Below are 15,864 nucleotides of genomic sequence, written 5' to 3' on the forward strand. Positions count from 1 at the left end.
CGTCCGAAACAACAGCCGGGTCAATCCGGCCGGCGGTCGAACATTCTTGATTCTCTTAATGATTGGTTTCTTTCGTTTCGCCGCCACGTACTCGACGCCAACGCTTGATCGACCGTAGTGGCTGCTGGGCTGCCCGTCTTCAACCACGCCACTGACGCCGGCGCGCTGAAAGGCCTGCCGACCCAAACCGCCTGGCCGAGGGCCTAGCTATAGCTAGTACGGCGCTCCGATAGGGCTCGGCGAGCACCCCGCGCGATATCCGATGAGCTGTGAAAGCCGTTGGAGGGTTATCCCGGGGCGACCGGGGCGGCCGAAGGGGCAGCTTCGGTGGTTGATCGCTGGGCCGGCTTGCCCGGGTGTCGGTCCAGCCACCAGTTGGTGGCGAGTTTGACGCGGTCTTCGATCAGGAACCAGAACAGTGCATAGGCCCAGACCACGCCCGCTAGGCCCCATCCGAGCGGTGTCATCAGTGCGCCGTAGACCGCGATCAGGGTGGCGATGGTTTGGGTTCCGATGACCGCGGCAAGCAGTATCGGTGCGGGTGCGGGTCGTGACCAGAACGGGCCGCGGGTGCGGGTGACGAAGATGGTCAGGTGCCCCGATACTGACAGTTTGAGGTAGATCAGGGTGCGGATGCCGTGGTGCAGGCCGAAGACTTTGTCGGCGAGGGCCAACAGCAGAAATGTTTCGGCCACGCCCATCAGCCCCAGGGCGGTTGCCAGGATGAGCACGCCGCGCATGTCCCAGGCAGCGGGCTTGGCTGAGCCGCGGACGTTGTCGTAGGCGATGCTCAGGATGGCGCCGTCGTTGAGCAGCGCGAGAAATACGATCATCACGGCGGTGACCGGGAAGAAGTTCATGATCACGATGGCCAGCGTGATCAGCAGCAGCACGCGGATCGTTTCGGCGATGCGGTAGGTTGCGTAGCTGGTCATCCGGGCAAAGATTTCACGGGCCTGGCGGATGGCGGCCACGATCACCGACAGCCCTGCGGATAGCAGCACCACGTCGGCGGCGGCGCGTGCGGCGTCGGTGGCTCCGGCCACGGCGATCCCGGCGTCGGCTTGTTTGAGCGCGGGAGCGTCGTTGACCCCGTCACCGGTCATACCGACGATGTGGCCGCGGGCTTGTAGCAGCCGCACGATGCGGTACTTGTGTTCGGGGAACACCTGGGCGAACCCGTCAACTGTCTCGACCCGAGCACCCAACGCACCATCGTCTTCGTGGGTGTCGAGTGCCGCGGCGTCGAGGATGCGATCGCCCAGCCCGACCTGGCGGGCGATCTGTTTGCCGATGGCGACCTGGTCGCCGGTCACCATTTTGACGTCGATGCCCTGCTGGCGCGCGGCGGTGATGGTGGCTGCCGAGTCGTCGCGGGGTGGGTCGGCCAGCGCGAGCACCCCCAATAGCCGCCAGGGTCCGTCGGCGTCGGCGCGGGCGACCCCCAGTGACCGGTGACCATGGCTGGCGAATGCTTGCACCACAGCGGCGACTTCCGTCGCGGCGCCGTCCTGGTTGCACAGGGCGGCGATCACCTGCGGGGCGCCCTTGCTGACCCGGAAGAGTTGCCCGTCGGGGGCTTGCAGGGTCGCTTCGGTGCGTTTGACCACCGGATCAAACGGCGCGAAATGCTGCACCCGCACGGCGGGAACTTGCTCGGCCACGGCCAGGATGGCCAGATCGATCGGGTCGTGATCCTCGGCGCGCGAGGCCAGCGCCGCCGCGGCGAGCAACTGCTGATCGGCGACCCCGGGCGCGTTCCAACGGTCGGCCAGCGCGAGCCGGTTCTGGGTCAGGGTGCCGGTCTTATCCGAGCACAACACGTCAATGCCGCCGAGTTCCTCGACGGCGGGCAGGTGGCTGACCACCGCCTGCTGGTGGGCCAACTTGCGCGCCCCCACCGCCATCGTGACCGACAGCACCGCCGGCAGCGCCACCGGAACCGAGGCGATGGTGACGACCAGCGCGAACTCGAGTGTCTGCAGCACCGGGTTGCCCCGGATCAACGAGACCACCACGGTCAAAGTCACCAACACCGCCGCAATCACGATCAGGTAGTTGCCGATGCGCAGCACCGCGCGCTGAAAGTGGCTGACCGTGCCTGCGGTCTCCACCAGGGCAGTGGTTTCCCCCATATACGAGGACGCACCAGTGGCGTAGACGACCGCGTCGCCCTCACCGCGCACCAGCACCGACCCCGAATACAGCGCCTCCCCGATACCGCGGGTGACCGCCAACGATTCCCCGGTCAGCGCGGATTGATCCACCTCCAGCGACACCTCGTCGAGCACCCGCAGATCGGCGGGCATCACATCACCCAAGCGAATCCGCACCACGTCACCGGGCACCAGTTCGCGCACCGCCACCGTCACCCATGTCCCGTCGCGCAACGCCCGCGCCGACGCCGCGAGCCGCTGTTTGAGCGCGGCGATCGCATTGGCCGCCTGGTGCTCCTCGACGAAGGCCACCAACCCGTTCATCGCCAGCAGGGCCCCGATGATGATCGCGTCGGTCCAGTGCCTCACCAGCAGCGACAACACCAGCGCGACCTCGATCATCCACGGGATCGGCGCCCAGAAATAGCCCAGGAACGCCAGCACCGGGTTGCGGTGCTTCTCGGCGATCTCGTTGGGCCCATACCGCGCCAACCGCGATTGCGCCTGTGTTGAGGTCAGTCCTTGCGCCGAACTGTCCAGCTCTGTCAATAGCTCAGGCAGCGGAACCGCCTTCAAATCGACTGTGTCGGCCACCGACCGTCCTCCTCCGAATGCAGTCCACGCGCCGACAGCCCGAAGCCATGCGCAACCCCGGTGTTCGCGGTTTCGATCGGCCCTCTATCTACGGTCGCAGAAGCACCCGCTCCGGTAAAGACGCATGGCGGTGGGGAAGCGCAACGTCGCTGTTCGGCCTGGGGTTGAACGCCCGCCTGGGCGAGCCTTCTTCGCGCCGCGGCTGACTCTCGACGACGTCGTCGGCTTCGCCGCTTGCGTCCCGATACCGCCAGCGCGCCAACGCCTTCCAGCCGGACGCCCCGCCACCACTGCCGTCATTGCGGCGTGCCCCGGCGGGTTCATCTCGGATTTTGGCGCTGGGCTCAGCCTTGGGTTTGAGCAATCCATTCGCGCGCTTGCCCGGCGTCAGCGGTCGGGAACACACGAAATTCCCCGGGCATCAGGAAGCTGAATAGTTTCACGGTGTGGTTAATCCATTCGACGTCGCTGACGACCGCAAAACGTTCCCACCGCAGGAAGTGGCTGAAGCCAACTTTGGTGTCCTCCCACACAGCGCCCGGATCGACGCCGCCGAAATCCGCAGCAATCTCATAGTAGATCCGCACCTTTTCGTGCCGCTTCAGTTTTTCGTCGATATCCGGTATCAACACCGTCTCATAATCAGTCTTCGTGACATGCCTGTGGCATGCATACGCCGCGATATTGTCACCGAATCCTTCCAACACTTCGATCATTGGTCCTCCTCGAAAGCCGATCACTTCGTCGGCAGTTGCATTGTCGGCCCAGTTCCTTGCCGAGCGCGGCACGGCGATCCCGTGCGACTCACCGGTGAGCAGCACGACCGACCGGTCGCGCCCACGTATGCGGTGAGCGCCGATTCTGCTGGCCACGGTCGCGCGACCATGCTCTCGGTAGCCGCTCGGGATTGCCAGGGTCGAAGGTCACTACACCCGACGACCGATGCGCCAAGAGCTCCAGAGATCCGTTGGGCCCGTCGCGGCGGCCCTGCACTACGGCCGCCGTCCCCGGTACCAGTGCCCGTGGGTTAGGGACCAACGCCCCCTGCCCTGACGGCGATGGTTGCCTAATGTCAGCAGGTATCCGGCAACGGCTCGTCTGCCCACGACATGCGTTACCGATGCGCTCGAAAAAGGAGAATCCGTATGTCATCCCAGCAAACGCACCGCGGAATTGTCGTCGGTGTCGATGGCTCGCCGTCGTCAACCGCGGCTGTGGAATGGGCGGCGCGGGATGCTGAGATGCGCAACGCGCCGCTGAGTCTGGTGCACGTCGTGGCTCCTATGGTGACCGCGGTTGGGGACGGGTCAAACCTCGCAGCATTTGCCGACTATGCGCAGTTGCAAGACGACCAAGCAGGCAAAATCATCGAGCAGGCGCAGAAGGCCGCGATAGAGGCGTTGTCGCCAAGCCGGGCGGCGGATGTAACGAGCGAGGTGCTGCACACCGCGATCGTGCCCGCCCTGGTCGACCTGTCCGAGCACGCCGACCTGATGGTGGTGGGCTGCCGCGGCCAGGGCGCAGTGGCCCGCGCCTTGCTGGGATAGGTCAGTTCCGGGCTCGCCCATCACGCGCATTGCCCGGTCGCGGTGATCCATGATGAGGATCCACTGATGACGCGCTCGCGGCAGGCGCCGGTGGTGGTGGGCGTCGACGGCACTCCGGCCTCGGAGTTGGCCACCGAGATCGCCTTCGATGAAGCGTCGCGCCGCGGTGTGGAATTGGTGGCGTTGCACGCCTGGAGTGACATGGGTCCACTCGACTTCCCCAGTATTAATTGGGCCCCCATTGAGTGGAGAAACATCAAAGATCAGGAAGAAGAAGCCCTCGCCGAGCGTCTGTGCGGATGGCACGACCGCTACCCCGATGTTGTCGTCCACAAGGTCGTGGTGTGCGATCAGCCCGCACCCAGGCTGCTCGAACAGGCGCAGAAGGCTCAGCTCGTGGTAGTGGGCAGCCACGGCCGCGGCGGGTTCGCCGGCATCCTGCTGGGCTCGGTCAGCACCGCAGTCGCGAACTGCGCCCAGATTCCGGTGATCATCGCCCACATGCCCCAGCACGATTGAGGTACAACAGAATCCGAAACACGAGATCACCCAAAGAGAGGCTGATGAGTTCTTGGTGCGGACACGGTCCGCGGCATTACCACGGGGTCGGCGACGGCGAAGGGCACAACCGCAGCCAAAGTTAGAGCCTCTGCCGGGCAAGCCTTCTCAGAAGTTGGAAGAACAGTTGCCGCTGCTTGAAACCATCACAGGGTTCATCGTCGCGTTGACCGACGCTTGTGTGGACATAAACCAGGATGCGATTGACTAAGACATCGCATAGATGGCCGTAGTGGGTGGGCTGGTCACCCGTTATTCCTTATTCCATGGAATGGATCATGATTCCGTCGTCGGTGGCGGCTTGGTCAGGCGCGTCGCCGGTCTCCCTGAAGTCGATGAATGCCGACAGCTGGTTCGACGCATTCAGCAGCTCACTGAATGCGCCCCAGACGGTAGTTGCGCCCTGCAGCGTTGACACGTCGGCGATGTAGTCGATATTGGCGGCCTGCTGGAAGCTTTTGCTTTGCAGCGTTTTCGTACCGGGCTTGCCCAACGCCACGTTGACCAAACCGCCCGATGACGTGTTGATGAACTGATTGATGTCCGCCTGCAGCACGGCGACGACGTCTGTCCCACTAGCTGGTTTGACCGCGACGTACATCTGCGCGCTGGAGTCGGCGTTGCGGAGAGTCACCGAGTTCGGGCCCTGGCCTGCGCGCGTCCAGCCCGGCGCGGGGGTGATCGAGATGCCCTGCCCGACGTTGATCGGGTCGGCCGAGGTGAGCTGCACCGCCATGCCGTGCACTGTCCTTGGCGTACGCGCGAGTTGGTCTGGCGGGTTGGCTGGTCGGGAAATCGCGGACTCAGCGGGAACAGCCATGGCGGCATGGCTGATGGGCTGCATCGGCGGCAGTTTGGGCCGATGGGTTGTGCGGGTCATGACGATCGCCGCAGTCACGGCCGCGGCGATGAGGATCACCACACCGATAATGGCGGCGATGACGACCGGGCGCAGTCGGTGTCCGACCCTCTCGCCGTTGCCGGGGTAGTGCAGTGGCGGCGGAGTGTGCGGCGGCGGTGGCGTTGATGACATCGTGGCTCCTGGTCCGGGGTGTGGTTTCAGGCCGTCGGTGCAGCGTTCGCGGAGCCCGTTGTCGGGGCGGGGTGGCGGGCCAGTGCAGCCGTAGCTGTTCCGCAGACCTGGCAGAACGCGGCACCGGCGCCGATTGCTGCGCCGCAGTGCGCGCAGATCTGGTGGGTGTCGGGGGCACGGTTCAAGGCGCGGTCCCCGGTGAGCGCGGCTGCGGCTTCGACGAGCAGCGCGGTGTGCAAGGTGTCGCGCGTGCCGAGCAGTCCGGCCCCGGCCAGCACCAGCGCCGCCAGTGTGGTCAGCACGATGCCGCGGCTGCTGTAGGGGGTGAGCAGGGTGGTGGCCAGTTCGTAGAGCATCACCAGCACCAGGCCTTTGCCCAGTCCCGCGGCGGTGTTGACGACGGCGCCGCGCAGCGGCACCACGGCCATGGCAGCGGCGGTGGAGAAGATGATGGGCTGCAGAAACCCGAGAGTCAGCGCGATGAATGCCACCTGGGCCGGGTCGACCCACAGCGCGGTGAGCGCCGAGTCCCCGGCGGTCGCCGCGATGTGGGTGAATGCGCCGCGCTGCACGACCACGCTCAGACCCAGTGACAGTGCGGCGCCGCTGAGGGAGCAGGCGACCACGGCATCGACGGGGTGCCGAAAGGCGCTGCGCGCGGTGATCAGCAGCGGCGCGATCAGCACAGCGACGAAGGCCACGACCGGGACGAGCACGCCCAGTTCGAGGATCTGGGTGAGCGTGGGCGGCCGGTGATTGGGCGCGGCCAGCAGGACCGGCTCGGTGAAGTGGTCCTCGAGCAGCCCGACACCGACACCGAGCACCATGGAAAGCAGAAATGCCACCCCGATGACGGTGATCGGCTCCTCACACCACGCATCGTGGTCGTGCATATAGGTCAGCAGCGCCGCCGGCAGCGCAATCGCCGCCAGTACCAGCGCGACCGAAAGCACCCCGAACGCGGCGGCGATCAACGCCGCCAGCAACGCCAGGGCGATCGCGCCGCGGTAGATGTGATGACGCCCGCCCGACAGGTGCGGCATCAGCGTGCTCATCACCGCCAGCGCCCGCACCGGTTCCTCGGGATGAGCAGCGAAATGCCGGGACCGATCGATGGCCGGATGTAACGGAGTGCCGCAACGAGCACAGAAGCGAGCCGCGTCTGGGTGTGGGGTCGAACAATTCGGACAGTCCATCATCTCCTCCGGTTAGTCGGCGGCTAAATGCCTTGCAGCCAACGACCGCATCGCTGGCGCTACACGATCGGACCCAGATTGATAACCGCGGGACCTGTCAGCGCATGTCGGACCGCGTGGCTCATTGTGCCGGCCAACCGGCGGCGCGGCCGTCTGCTCACCGCCCATCAGTGTCACATCACCTCCGGTAGCCGTCCTACTCGGCCGGGCGCGATGAGCGCTAACGCCCCGGCAAGCGGATGCACCTCGTGTTCGTGGTGAAGATATGTAGCTTATCGCAAATATGCCCAGGTCTTGTAGTTCGATTTGCGACTCCGGCCTAGATCTTTTGATCAAGCAAAGCAAGCGGGCAGATCCGGATAAGCTGCGCGTGGTAATGGCATGCTGCGCTGGCGTGGAGAGAGCAGCTTCGATGTGTCCGGGGCTTCTCGCGAACCTACGTGACGACGAACGGTGAAGACATGCCTTGATACGTTATTCGCTGAAACTGATTGTGACAGAACGGGAATCAGCGACGCTAAGCAGTCATCTGCGCACCATCGTTTACCGAGACACCGCCCGCGAAAGCGGACACCGCGAAGCTGCCACCCGCCGTGACCGCTAAAAGCTCCCGACGCGAAAAGAACTCAAGCAACTCGAAACTGGGCTTCCCCTGAGCCGATAGCGGTTGGGCTGCGGACGTCGCGGTTCACGAACTCCAGGACCGCCGTCGCCGTTGAGCCAGAGTCGAATTGGTGGTCCGGCATCGACCCACGCGCCGGGTTCGGGGCTCTTGTTACTCACGATCCAGTGCTGGTTGCCGGGCACGGTCGGACTGTCCGGTTCGGCGTTGATCGCCACCAATCCGTTGTCGACGTTGCGGACCTCGTTCCATTCGAGTCCCAGGACGTTGGGCACGATCACCGTTGGTCCGCGATGCCGCTCCCGGGCACGTATCTCGATCAGGTGGCCCGCCGCATGAGCAAGAACCGTCGATGCAGCAGCACGTTCAACCTCGCCACCACCGGGGCGATCATCAAGATCAAGCCAGCGTTCGCACGGTGATTGCCACGCCACGCCCAATAGGGGTCCCCTTAGCACGGCGACGCCGGGGGAGTGGACAGCGGGCGGATCCGGACCAGGCAAGTAGGCCTGTACCCTGCCAGCCCGACTTATGTCAGTCCGACCAGAGAAAGGGCTTTGAACTGGGAGCCGGCGTAGCTCTAGTCATGTCGCCGTGCCGGTTACCACGGGTTGGGCCTCTTTGTTGCCAGATCTCGAACGGCACGTTCAGGCCCCAGCGCACCAGCACGCTGCAGTCCGAAACACCTTGCGCCAGAATGCTGTCAAGCGTGGGGAATGGAAAGTTCGGCCACGGTTCTACACCGACTTGCCGACTAGCGCGACCAGGTCGATGAGCCGGTTGGAGTAGCCCCACTCGTTGTCGTACCAGGCCACCACCTTGGCCTGGTTGTCGATGACCTTGGTCAGCAGCGAGTCGAAGATCGACGAGTGCGGGTCGGTGACAATGTCGCTCGACACGATCGGCACGTTGTAGTACCTCAGGATGCCCTTGAGCTTGCCCTCGGCGGCCGCGTGGAAGGCCGCGTTGATCTCCTCGGCACTCGGTGACTTCGACAACTCCACAGTGAGGTCGGTGACCGAGCCGGTGGGCACGGGGACCCGCATCGCGAAGCCGTCGAGCTTGCCCTTCAGCTCGGGCAGCACCAGGCCGATGGCCTTCGCGGCGCCAGTAGAGGTGGGCACGATGTTGATGGCGGCGGCACGTGCGCGGCGCAAATCCCGGTGCGGGCCGTCCTCCAGGTTCTGGTCCTGGGTGTAGGCGTGGATGGTCGTCATCAGGCCCTTGACGATGCCGAACTCGTCGTTGAGGACCTTGGCCAGCGGTCCGAGGCAGTTCGTGGTGCACGAGGCGTTGGAGATGACGTTCTGGCCGCCGTCGTACTTGTCGTCATTGACGCCCAGCACAATCGTGATGTCCTCATCCTTGGCGGGCGCGGAGATGATCACCTTCTTGGCGCCCGCCCGCAGGTGTCCTTTCGCCCGTGCGTCTTTGAAGATGCCAGTGGATTCGACGACGACGTCGACGCCGAGGTCGCCCCACGGCATCGCGGCCGGGCCGTCTGTGACCTCGAGCGCTTTGATCTTGTGGTTGCCCACGACGATGGTGTCATCGCCTTGAAGGCTGACGTCTTGTGGCAACCGGCCCAGAATCGAGTCGAACTTCAGCAGATGCGCCAGGGTCGCGTTATCGGTGATGTCGTTGACCGCGACCACCTCGATATCACCGGCGCTCGGCGCCTGATGCGCCAATAGGGCACGGTAGAAATTGCGTCCGATCCGGCCGAAGCCGTTGATGCCTACCCGAATCGTCATGTCCCGTCTCCCTTCCGAAACCCCGCGCCGCCCGGTGATGCTCTCTGAAATACGTGCCTCGGTTATCGCAGGATGCTGGTGTAACTGGTAGTCAGGATTTCGTGGTACTGGGCGCGCATGAAGTCCGCCGTGTCGGCGGGACGCTGCCCGGCGGCGAGGCGACCCTTGAAGGCAGCGACCGACTCGAACCCCCGGCTTTCCATCCAGTCGCGCAGGCCCTCGACCAGCGTGGTCAGATGGTCAGGACCATGCTCGAGCAGCGCCGAGGTTGTCATCACCAGATCTGCGCCGGCCAGCAGATACTTGACCACTTCGTCGCGGGTCCACACTCCGGTGCTGGCCGCAATCGAGGCGTTCAGATGCCGTGAGAGAAGGGCGATCCACATCAAGGGCAGCCGGATGTCATAGGGTGTGCTGAGCTGAAGATCGGGTTGCGCTTTCAGCGAGTCGAGGTCAATGTCGGGTTCATAGAAGCGGTTGAACAGCACAAGGCCATCGGCGCCCGCCTGCACCAGTTTGGTTGCCATATTTCCGGGCGAACTGAAGAACGGGGAGATCTTGACCGCGACCGGGACGCTGACCGTCTTCTTCACCGCGCGCAGAATTTCGGCGTAGCTTTCTTCTAGTGCCGCGCCGGTTTCGGCCGGGTCGGCGGGAACCCGATAGATGTTGAGCTCGATGGCGCTGGCGCCGGCCTCTTGCAGCCGATGCGCGAAATCGACCCAGCCGGCGCTGGATTTCGCGTTCAGGCTGGCGATGATCGGTACGCCCGCGCGTTGCGATGCCCGTCTCAGAGTCTCCAGCCGGCCCGCCAGCATGCCCCTGCCTTCGGGCACTTCGGGGAAGTATCCGGCGGCCTCCGGCTGTGTGTCGCTGCCCTGTTCCAGCAACGCCGCCTGCGCGAGTTCCTCGGCGACGACCTGTTCTTCGTAGATCGAGGCCATCACGATGGCTGCGGCTCCTGCGTCCGCGAGTCGCAGGATGTTGTCGAGATCGGAGGTCAGCGGCGATGCCGAGGCGACGATCGGGTGTTTGAGGTCGAGCCCCAGATATCGGGTGGCCAGGTTGGTCATTGCGTGAGGTCCTCCCAGTGCGGCAGGAAGCGACTGCCATCGCGCGCTGCCAGGTCTTCATAGCTTCGGTATCGCTCGTCAGCGGCCGCCTGGGCCTGGCGCAACATTTCGGCCGCCGCTTCGGGATGGGTTCTTGTCAGCGTCGTGTAGCGAAGCTCTTGATAGGCATAGTCTTTCAGCGGAATCCGCGGGCGCGGGGAATCCAGCCGAAACGGGTTCAGTCCCTTCTTCCGCATGGTTGGGTCGAACCGGAACAACGGCCAGTAGCCGCTGGCCACCGCGCGAGCCTGTTGCTTCATGCCGGTGCGCATGTCGATCCCGTGGGCGATGCACTGCGAATAGGCAAGAACGATCGACGGCCCATCGAATGCCTCCGCCTCGCGCAGCGCGATCAGCGCCTGTTCGGAATTGGCGCCGAGCGCAATCTGAGCGACATAGACGTTGCCGTAAGTGATCGCCTGACTGGCAAGATCCTTGCGCGGCACGCGTTTACCCGCTGCCGCGAATTTGGCGGACGCGCCCAGCGGGGTTGCTTTCGACGACTGTCCTCCGGTGTTGGAGTAGACCTCGGTGTCAAGGACGAGCACGTTGACGTTGCGCCCCTGCGCCAGCACGTGGTCCAGCCCGCCGTAGCCGATGTCATAGGCCCAGCCGTCACCACCGACGATCCAGACGCTGCGACGTACCAAGAAGTCGGCGAGGGTGACCAGCATCTTCGCATCAGCCGACTCGATCGGTTTCAGCCTGTCCTTCAGGGCGGCAACCCGGGCGCGCTGCGCTGCGTATTCGGATTCGCTGTGCTGTTGGGCCCCGAGCAGCGCGCCGGCCAAATCCGCACCGACCTGCGGGGCAAGGGTTTTCAGCAGGTCGCGGGCGAGGCTGGTCTGCATGTCGATGGCCAGCCGGTAGCCCAAGCCGAATTCGGCGTTGTCCTCGAAGAGCGAGTTCGACCATGCCGCACCACGCCCGTCCGCGTTGGCCTTCCAGGCGTGGGCCGGGGTGTTGCCGGCATAGATCGACGAACAGCCCGTCGCGTTGGCGATTTGCAGCCGGTCGCCGAAAAGCTGTGAGATCAGTTTCAGATAAGGGGTTTCGCCGCATCCTGCGCACGCACCGCAGAATTCGAACAACGGTTCGAGGAGCTGCACCCCGCGCACATTGGCGAAGTTCACCCGCCGCCGGTCGGGCGTCGGCAACGTCTCGAAGAAGGTGATATTTTCGCGCTCCTGCTCCAGGATCGGCAGCTTTTCACCCATGTTGATGGCGCGCCGGCCATCGCCGGTCGGGCTGTAGGCCGGGCAATTCTCGACACAGACTCCGCAGCCGGTGCAGTCCTCGACGTAGAACTGCAGGGTAAAGCGCGCGTCGGGGTAGCCTCGCGCATTGACAGGGGCAGCCTTGAAGGCGCCGGGCGAACCTTCGAGGTCTTTCGCCTCGTATGTCTTGGCGCGGATGACACTGTGCGGGCAAACGATGCTGCACTGGCCGCATTGGATGCACAGGTCCGGATCCCAAATCGGCACCTCGGCGGCGATGTTGCGTTTCTCGTATCGGGTCGTGCCCACCGGGAAGGAGCCGTCTTGGGGTATGCGGCTTACCGGGATGTCGTCGCCGCGCCCGGCCATAATCTCTCCGGTGACCTGGCGGACGAACTCCGGCGCGGCAGGCGGAACGATAGGCGGGATATCGTTTGTGCCGGTGGCGGTTTCGGGCACCTCGACCTCGTGCAGGGCCTCGATCGCGGCATCGACCGCCGCGAAGTTCAGTTTCACCACCGCCTCGCCTTTGCCGGCATAGGCCTTTTCGGTGAAGCGCTTGATCTCGGCCACGGCCTGTGCGGGCGGCAAGACGTTGGCAAGATGGAAGAAGCAGGTCTGCAGGATCGTGTTCACTCGTGGCCCCAGCCCGATCCGTCGTGCCACCTCTGAGGCGTCGATCACGTAGAAGCGCAGGTTCTTATCGACGATCTGTTTTTGGATCTGCCGTGGAAGCTGATGCCAGACTTCGTCGGGTCCGTAGGGACTGTTCAGCAGAAATGTTCCGCCGGGAATCGCCGGGCCGAGCACGTCGCGCTTGTTGAGGAAGCTGAATTTGTGGCAGGCAACGAAATTGGCGTGCCGGATCAGGTAGGGCGCCGTGATCGGGGTTGTGCCGAAGCGAAGATGCGACGCGGTTTCCCCGCCCGATTTGTGGGAGTCGTAAGCGAAATACGCCTGCGCGTAGCGATCCGAGGGCTGGCTCAGAATTTTGACGCTGTTCTTGTTGGCTCCGACCGTCCCGTCGGCACCGAGCCCGAAGAACAGGCAGCGCACGGTATCGTCGGGCTCGATATCCAGCATCCTGTCGTAGTCGAGGCTGGTGTGGCTGACATCGTCGATGATCCCGACGGTGAAGTGGTTGTGGGAACGGGGCTTGGTCAACTCGTCGAACACGGCCTTGGCCATGCCGGGATGAAAGTCTTTGGAGGACAAGCCGTATCGGCCACCGATCACGCGCGGCATCTGAGTGAGCCGGCCGGCTGCGACGGCCTCGCTCAGCACGCCCACTACATCTGAGTGAAGTGGTTCCATCGGCGCGCCTGGCTCCTTGGTCCGGTCGAGCACGGCGATTGAGCGCACGGTTTCGGGCAGTGCATCCAGGAAGTGTTCAGCGGAGAACGGTCGGTAAAGCAAAACCTGTATGGCGCCGACCTTTTCGCCGTGTCGGTTGAGCCATCGCGCCGTTTCGCGCACGACTTCGGACCCCGACCCCATGCTGATCACCACGCGCTCGGCGTCGTCGGCGCCGTCATAACGGAATAATGAGTAGTGTCGGCCGCACAGGGCTGCCAGCCGATCCATGGCCGACTGCACGATAGCCGGCACTTTCGCGTAGAAGGGGTTGACGGCCTCGCGGGTTTGGAAATAGGTGTCCGGGTTTTGCCAGGTGCCCCTGATTACCGGATGTTCCGGACTGAGGCCACGCTCGCGGTGGTTGCGCACCAGATCATCGCTGATCATCGAAGTGATTTGTGCGTCCGGGATCAGCGAAATCTTGTTGTACTCGTGTGAGGTTCGGAAGCCGTCGGTGAAGTGGATGAAGGGAACGCGGGCCTCCAGCGTCGCGGCTTGGGCGACCAGCGCGAGGTCGTGGCCTTCCTGCACCGAACTTGCGCCGAGGATGGCGAAGCCGGTGACGCGTGACGCCATGACGTCTTGATGGTCGCCGAAGATTGACGACGCGCCGGCGGCCAAGGCGCGTGCCGCCACATGAAAAACCGTCGAGGTCAGCTCGCCGGCAATTTTGTACATGTTGGGCAGCATCAGCATCAGGCCCTGCGACGCGGTGAAGGTCGTGGTGAGGGCCCCGCTTTGCAGCGAACCGTGGACGCAGCCTGCGGCGCCCCCTTCGGCCTGCATTTCCTGCACGACGGGGATGCTGCCCCAGATGTTCCTGACACCCTGATCCGACCAGGCGTCGGCCAGTTCCGCCATCGGAGACGAGGGAGTGATCGGATAGATGGCGCAGACCTCATTCACGCGATAGGCGATATGCGCGACCGCGCTGTTGCCGTCCATGGTGGCGGTCTGTTCGGTCATGTCTGCCTCTTATGTCCGCACCTTGAAACTGTTTGGCGCCAGCGGTTCCCCGAGGTTTCCGACGGTGAGGGACTGGCCCGGCGGCTCGGGCGCCATCTCGATGGCGTGGCAGGGGCACTGTTCGAAACACGTTGCGCAGCCGGTACAAAGGTCCATGTCGACGCTGTACCCCTGCCCCGGGCCGAGGCGCGTGATGGCCTGTTCGGGGCAGGCCGCATAGCAGTTGTCGCATTCGAAGCAGTTGCCGCAGGACAGGCAGCGCTGCGCTTCGTACCGCGCCTGCTTTTCATCAAGGCCCGCCGCAACTTCCCCGAACCCGCTGCGCTGCGCGGGCGGCACTTCCCGCTGTTGGCTGCGCGGGGCGTCGAGATAATCGAGCAGGTGGAGCATGTCGAAAGTGACCAGTGGATGCGAAGCCGGATGTTGGTAGCTCTCGCCTCTCATCCAGGCATCCATGGCGCGTGCCGCCAGCTTGCCGTGCCCAACTGCCGTCGTCATAGTCCGCGCGCCGCCAATACAGTCGCCGCCCGCAAAGATTCCGGGATGGCCGGTCATTAACACTTCGTCGACCTGCACGATGTCAGTTGGCATGATCTTGACGTCCGCCGCGTCGCGCAGCAGCGACAGGTCGCTGTGCTGGCCGACAGCCAGCACGACCGAGTCGGCGGCAAGCCGCTCGGTGTTGCCGGTTGGGGTCACGCTGCCGTCGGGGTTCGTGTCGACCTTTTCGATCACGATGCCGTCAGCGCCGAACTGCTCGACCGTGCTCAGCCACTTGATCTTGACGCCCTCGGCGAACGCCTCGGCGGCCTCGCTCGGCGTCGCTCTTAGATGGGCCTTGTCACGGCGGTACACGATTAGCGCGTCATCAGCACCCAGCCGCCGCGCGGTACGCGCAGCATCCACAGCTGTACCACCGCCGCCGATGATCGCGACCGCGCGGCCAAGCTTTGGCCGCTTGCCCTCTTTCACCTCGCCGAGCAGGCTGACCGCATCGATGATCTTCTTCCCGTCCATGGCCGGAATGTTCACGTGGTTCGCTTCGTGCGCGCCCACAGCTACGAAGACCGCGTCGAAGCCGCCGTTGTGCTTTTCGGCGAGCACGTTATTGACCCGCTGCCCGCATTTGAGCGTGATTCCGGGCATGGCGGTGATGCGGGTAATCTCGTTGCGCAGCGCCTCACGCGGCAGGCGGTAAGCCGGAATGCCGAACTCCATCATTCCACCGGGTTCCGTTGCGCCGTCGCGGATTTCGACCTGATAGCCCAGGCGCGCCAGATGGTAGGCACACGACAGGCCGCCCGGCCCGGCGCCCACAACCAGAACCTTCTTGCCGCTGGGTGGCGCGACCGGCACCCGCCAGCCCTCTTCAACGGCGAGATCCCCGAGGAAACGTTCGACCGCGTGGATCGCGACCGAACTGTCCAGGGACGCCCGGTTGCAGCCACCTTCGCAGGGGTGATAGCAGGCCCGGCCATGGGTAGAAGGAAGCGGATTGTCCGCTACCAGCGCCTGCCACGCCCTCTCATATTCTCCCGCCTGAGCATGGGTCAGCCAGGCCTGAATGTTTTCTCCCGCTGGACAGGCGTGGTTGCAGGGCGGAAGAAGATCGACATAGAGCGGCCGCTGCCATCGCTGACTACCCACGCCCTTGCGCGTTGTCTCCTGCAGCACCTGGGTCATATCGGGCAACTTCAAAGTCATTTGGCGTTCTCCAAGCCGACGCAATTCGATTCTTCAGACCTTTGCCGCC

At 64.4% G+C, this 15,864-nt stretch carries 9 protein-coding genes and 1 pseudogene; 1 reads left to right on the forward strand and 9 read right to left on the reverse strand.

Features of this window, described 5'->3' with window-relative positions; all coding sequences use genetic code 11:
- Nucleotides 1–287: 287 nt before the first annotated feature.
- Both BN4348_RS39435 and BN4348_RS39440 read right to left on the reverse strand, forming a co-directional pair.
- Complete coding sequence (locus BN4348_RS39435; protein ID WP_066911798.1) at nucleotides 288–2,750, reverse strand: plasma-membrane proton-efflux P-type ATPase; 2,463 nt, start codon at nucleotides 2,748–2,750, stop codon at nucleotides 288–290.
- Between the two features lie 344 nt (nucleotides 2,751–3,094).
- On the reverse strand, nucleotides 3,095–3,622 hold the full coding sequence (locus BN4348_RS39440; RefSeq protein WP_235852693.1) for a SpoIIAA family protein: 528 nt from the start codon (nucleotides 3,620–3,622) through the stop codon (nucleotides 3,095–3,097).
- Nucleotides 3,623–3,895: 273 nt separating this feature from the next.
- Here BN4348_RS39440 and BN4348_RS39445 point away from each other — a divergent pair.
- Nucleotides 3,896–4,816: pseudogene (locus BN4348_RS39445) on the forward strand (universal stress protein).
- A 298-nt stretch (nucleotides 4,817–5,114) separates the two neighbouring features.
- Here BN4348_RS39445 and BN4348_RS39450 read toward each other — a convergent pair.
- The 7 genes from BN4348_RS39450 to BN4348_RS39480 form a co-directional block, all read right to left on the reverse strand.
- Nucleotides 5,115–5,888 carry a hypothetical protein gene (locus BN4348_RS39450; protein WP_066911801.1) on the reverse strand — a complete coding sequence of 258 codons (774 nt, stop codon included), beginning with the start codon at nucleotides 5,886–5,888 and terminating at the stop codon, nucleotides 5,115–5,117.
- A gap of 26 nt (nucleotides 5,889–5,914) precedes the next feature.
- The gene (locus BN4348_RS39455; RefSeq protein ID WP_308204248.1) at nucleotides 5,915–7,087 is read right to left on the reverse strand and encodes a zinc ribbon domain-containing protein; all 1,173 of its coding nucleotides are present in this window, start codon (nucleotides 7,085–7,087) and stop codon (nucleotides 5,915–5,917) included.
- A gap of 597 nt (nucleotides 7,088–7,684) precedes the next feature.
- Complete coding sequence (locus tag BN4348_RS39460; protein ID WP_142308687.1) at nucleotides 7,685–8,146, reverse strand: PASTA domain-containing protein; 462 nt, start codon at nucleotides 8,144–8,146, stop codon at nucleotides 7,685–7,687.
- Nucleotides 8,147–8,443: 297 nt separating this feature from the next.
- Nucleotides 8,444–9,460: a type I glyceraldehyde-3-phosphate dehydrogenase gene (gap, locus tag BN4348_RS39465; RefSeq protein WP_066911808.1), complete on the reverse strand. Its 1,017-nt coding sequence runs from the start codon at nucleotides 9,458–9,460 to the stop codon at nucleotides 8,444–8,446.
- Nucleotides 9,461–9,522: 62 nt separating this feature from the next.
- Entirely contained in the window at nucleotides 9,523–10,533 is a 1,011-nt protein-coding gene (locus BN4348_RS39470; RefSeq protein WP_066911810.1) for a dihydroorotate dehydrogenase-like protein, read from the reverse strand.
- Entirely contained in the window at nucleotides 10,530–14,111 is a 3,582-nt protein-coding gene (gene nifJ / locus BN4348_RS39475; protein ID WP_066911813.1) for a pyruvate:ferredoxin (flavodoxin) oxidoreductase, read from the reverse strand. The genes BN4348_RS39470 and nifJ overlap by 4 nt, the downstream gene beginning before the upstream one ends.
- Nucleotides 14,112–14,120: 9 nt before the next feature.
- Nucleotides 14,121–15,794: an NAD(P)-binding protein gene (locus BN4348_RS39480; RefSeq protein ID WP_211145706.1), complete on the reverse strand. Its 1,674-nt coding sequence runs from the start codon at nucleotides 15,792–15,794 to the stop codon at nucleotides 14,121–14,123.
- Between the last annotated feature and the right edge of the window lie 70 nt (nucleotides 15,795–15,864).

This window comes from Mycobacterium interjectum (assembly GCF_900078675.2).
GTDB classification, from domain to species: Bacteria; Actinomycetota; Actinomycetes; order Mycobacteriales; family Mycobacteriaceae; genus Mycobacterium; species Mycobacterium interjectum.

What these genes read in the sequence shown, in the direction of transcription:
- nifJ (WP_066911813.1), bottom strand. Translation starts at nt 14,111, where the DNA reads ATGACCGAACAGACCGCCACCATGGACGGCAACAGCGCGGTCGCGCAT.
- gap (WP_066911808.1), bottom strand. Translation starts at nt 9,460, where the DNA reads ATGACGATTCGGGTAGGCATCAACGGCTTCGGCCGGATCGGACGCAAT.
- BN4348_RS39480 (WP_211145706.1), bottom strand. Translation starts at nt 15,794, where the DNA reads ATGACCCAGGTGCTGCAGGAGACAACGCGCAAGGGCGTGGGTAGTCAG.
- BN4348_RS39450 (WP_066911801.1), bottom strand. Translation starts at nt 5,888, where the DNA reads ATGTCATCAACGCCACCGCCGCCGCACACTCCGCCGCCACTGCACTAC.
- BN4348_RS39455 (WP_308204248.1), bottom strand. Translation starts at nt 7,087, where the DNA reads ATGATGGACTGTCCGAATTGTTCGACCCCACACCCAGACGCGGCTCGC.
- BN4348_RS39470 (WP_066911810.1), bottom strand. Translation starts at nt 10,533, where the DNA reads ATGACCAACCTGGCCACCCGATATCTGGGGCTCGACCTCAAACACCCG.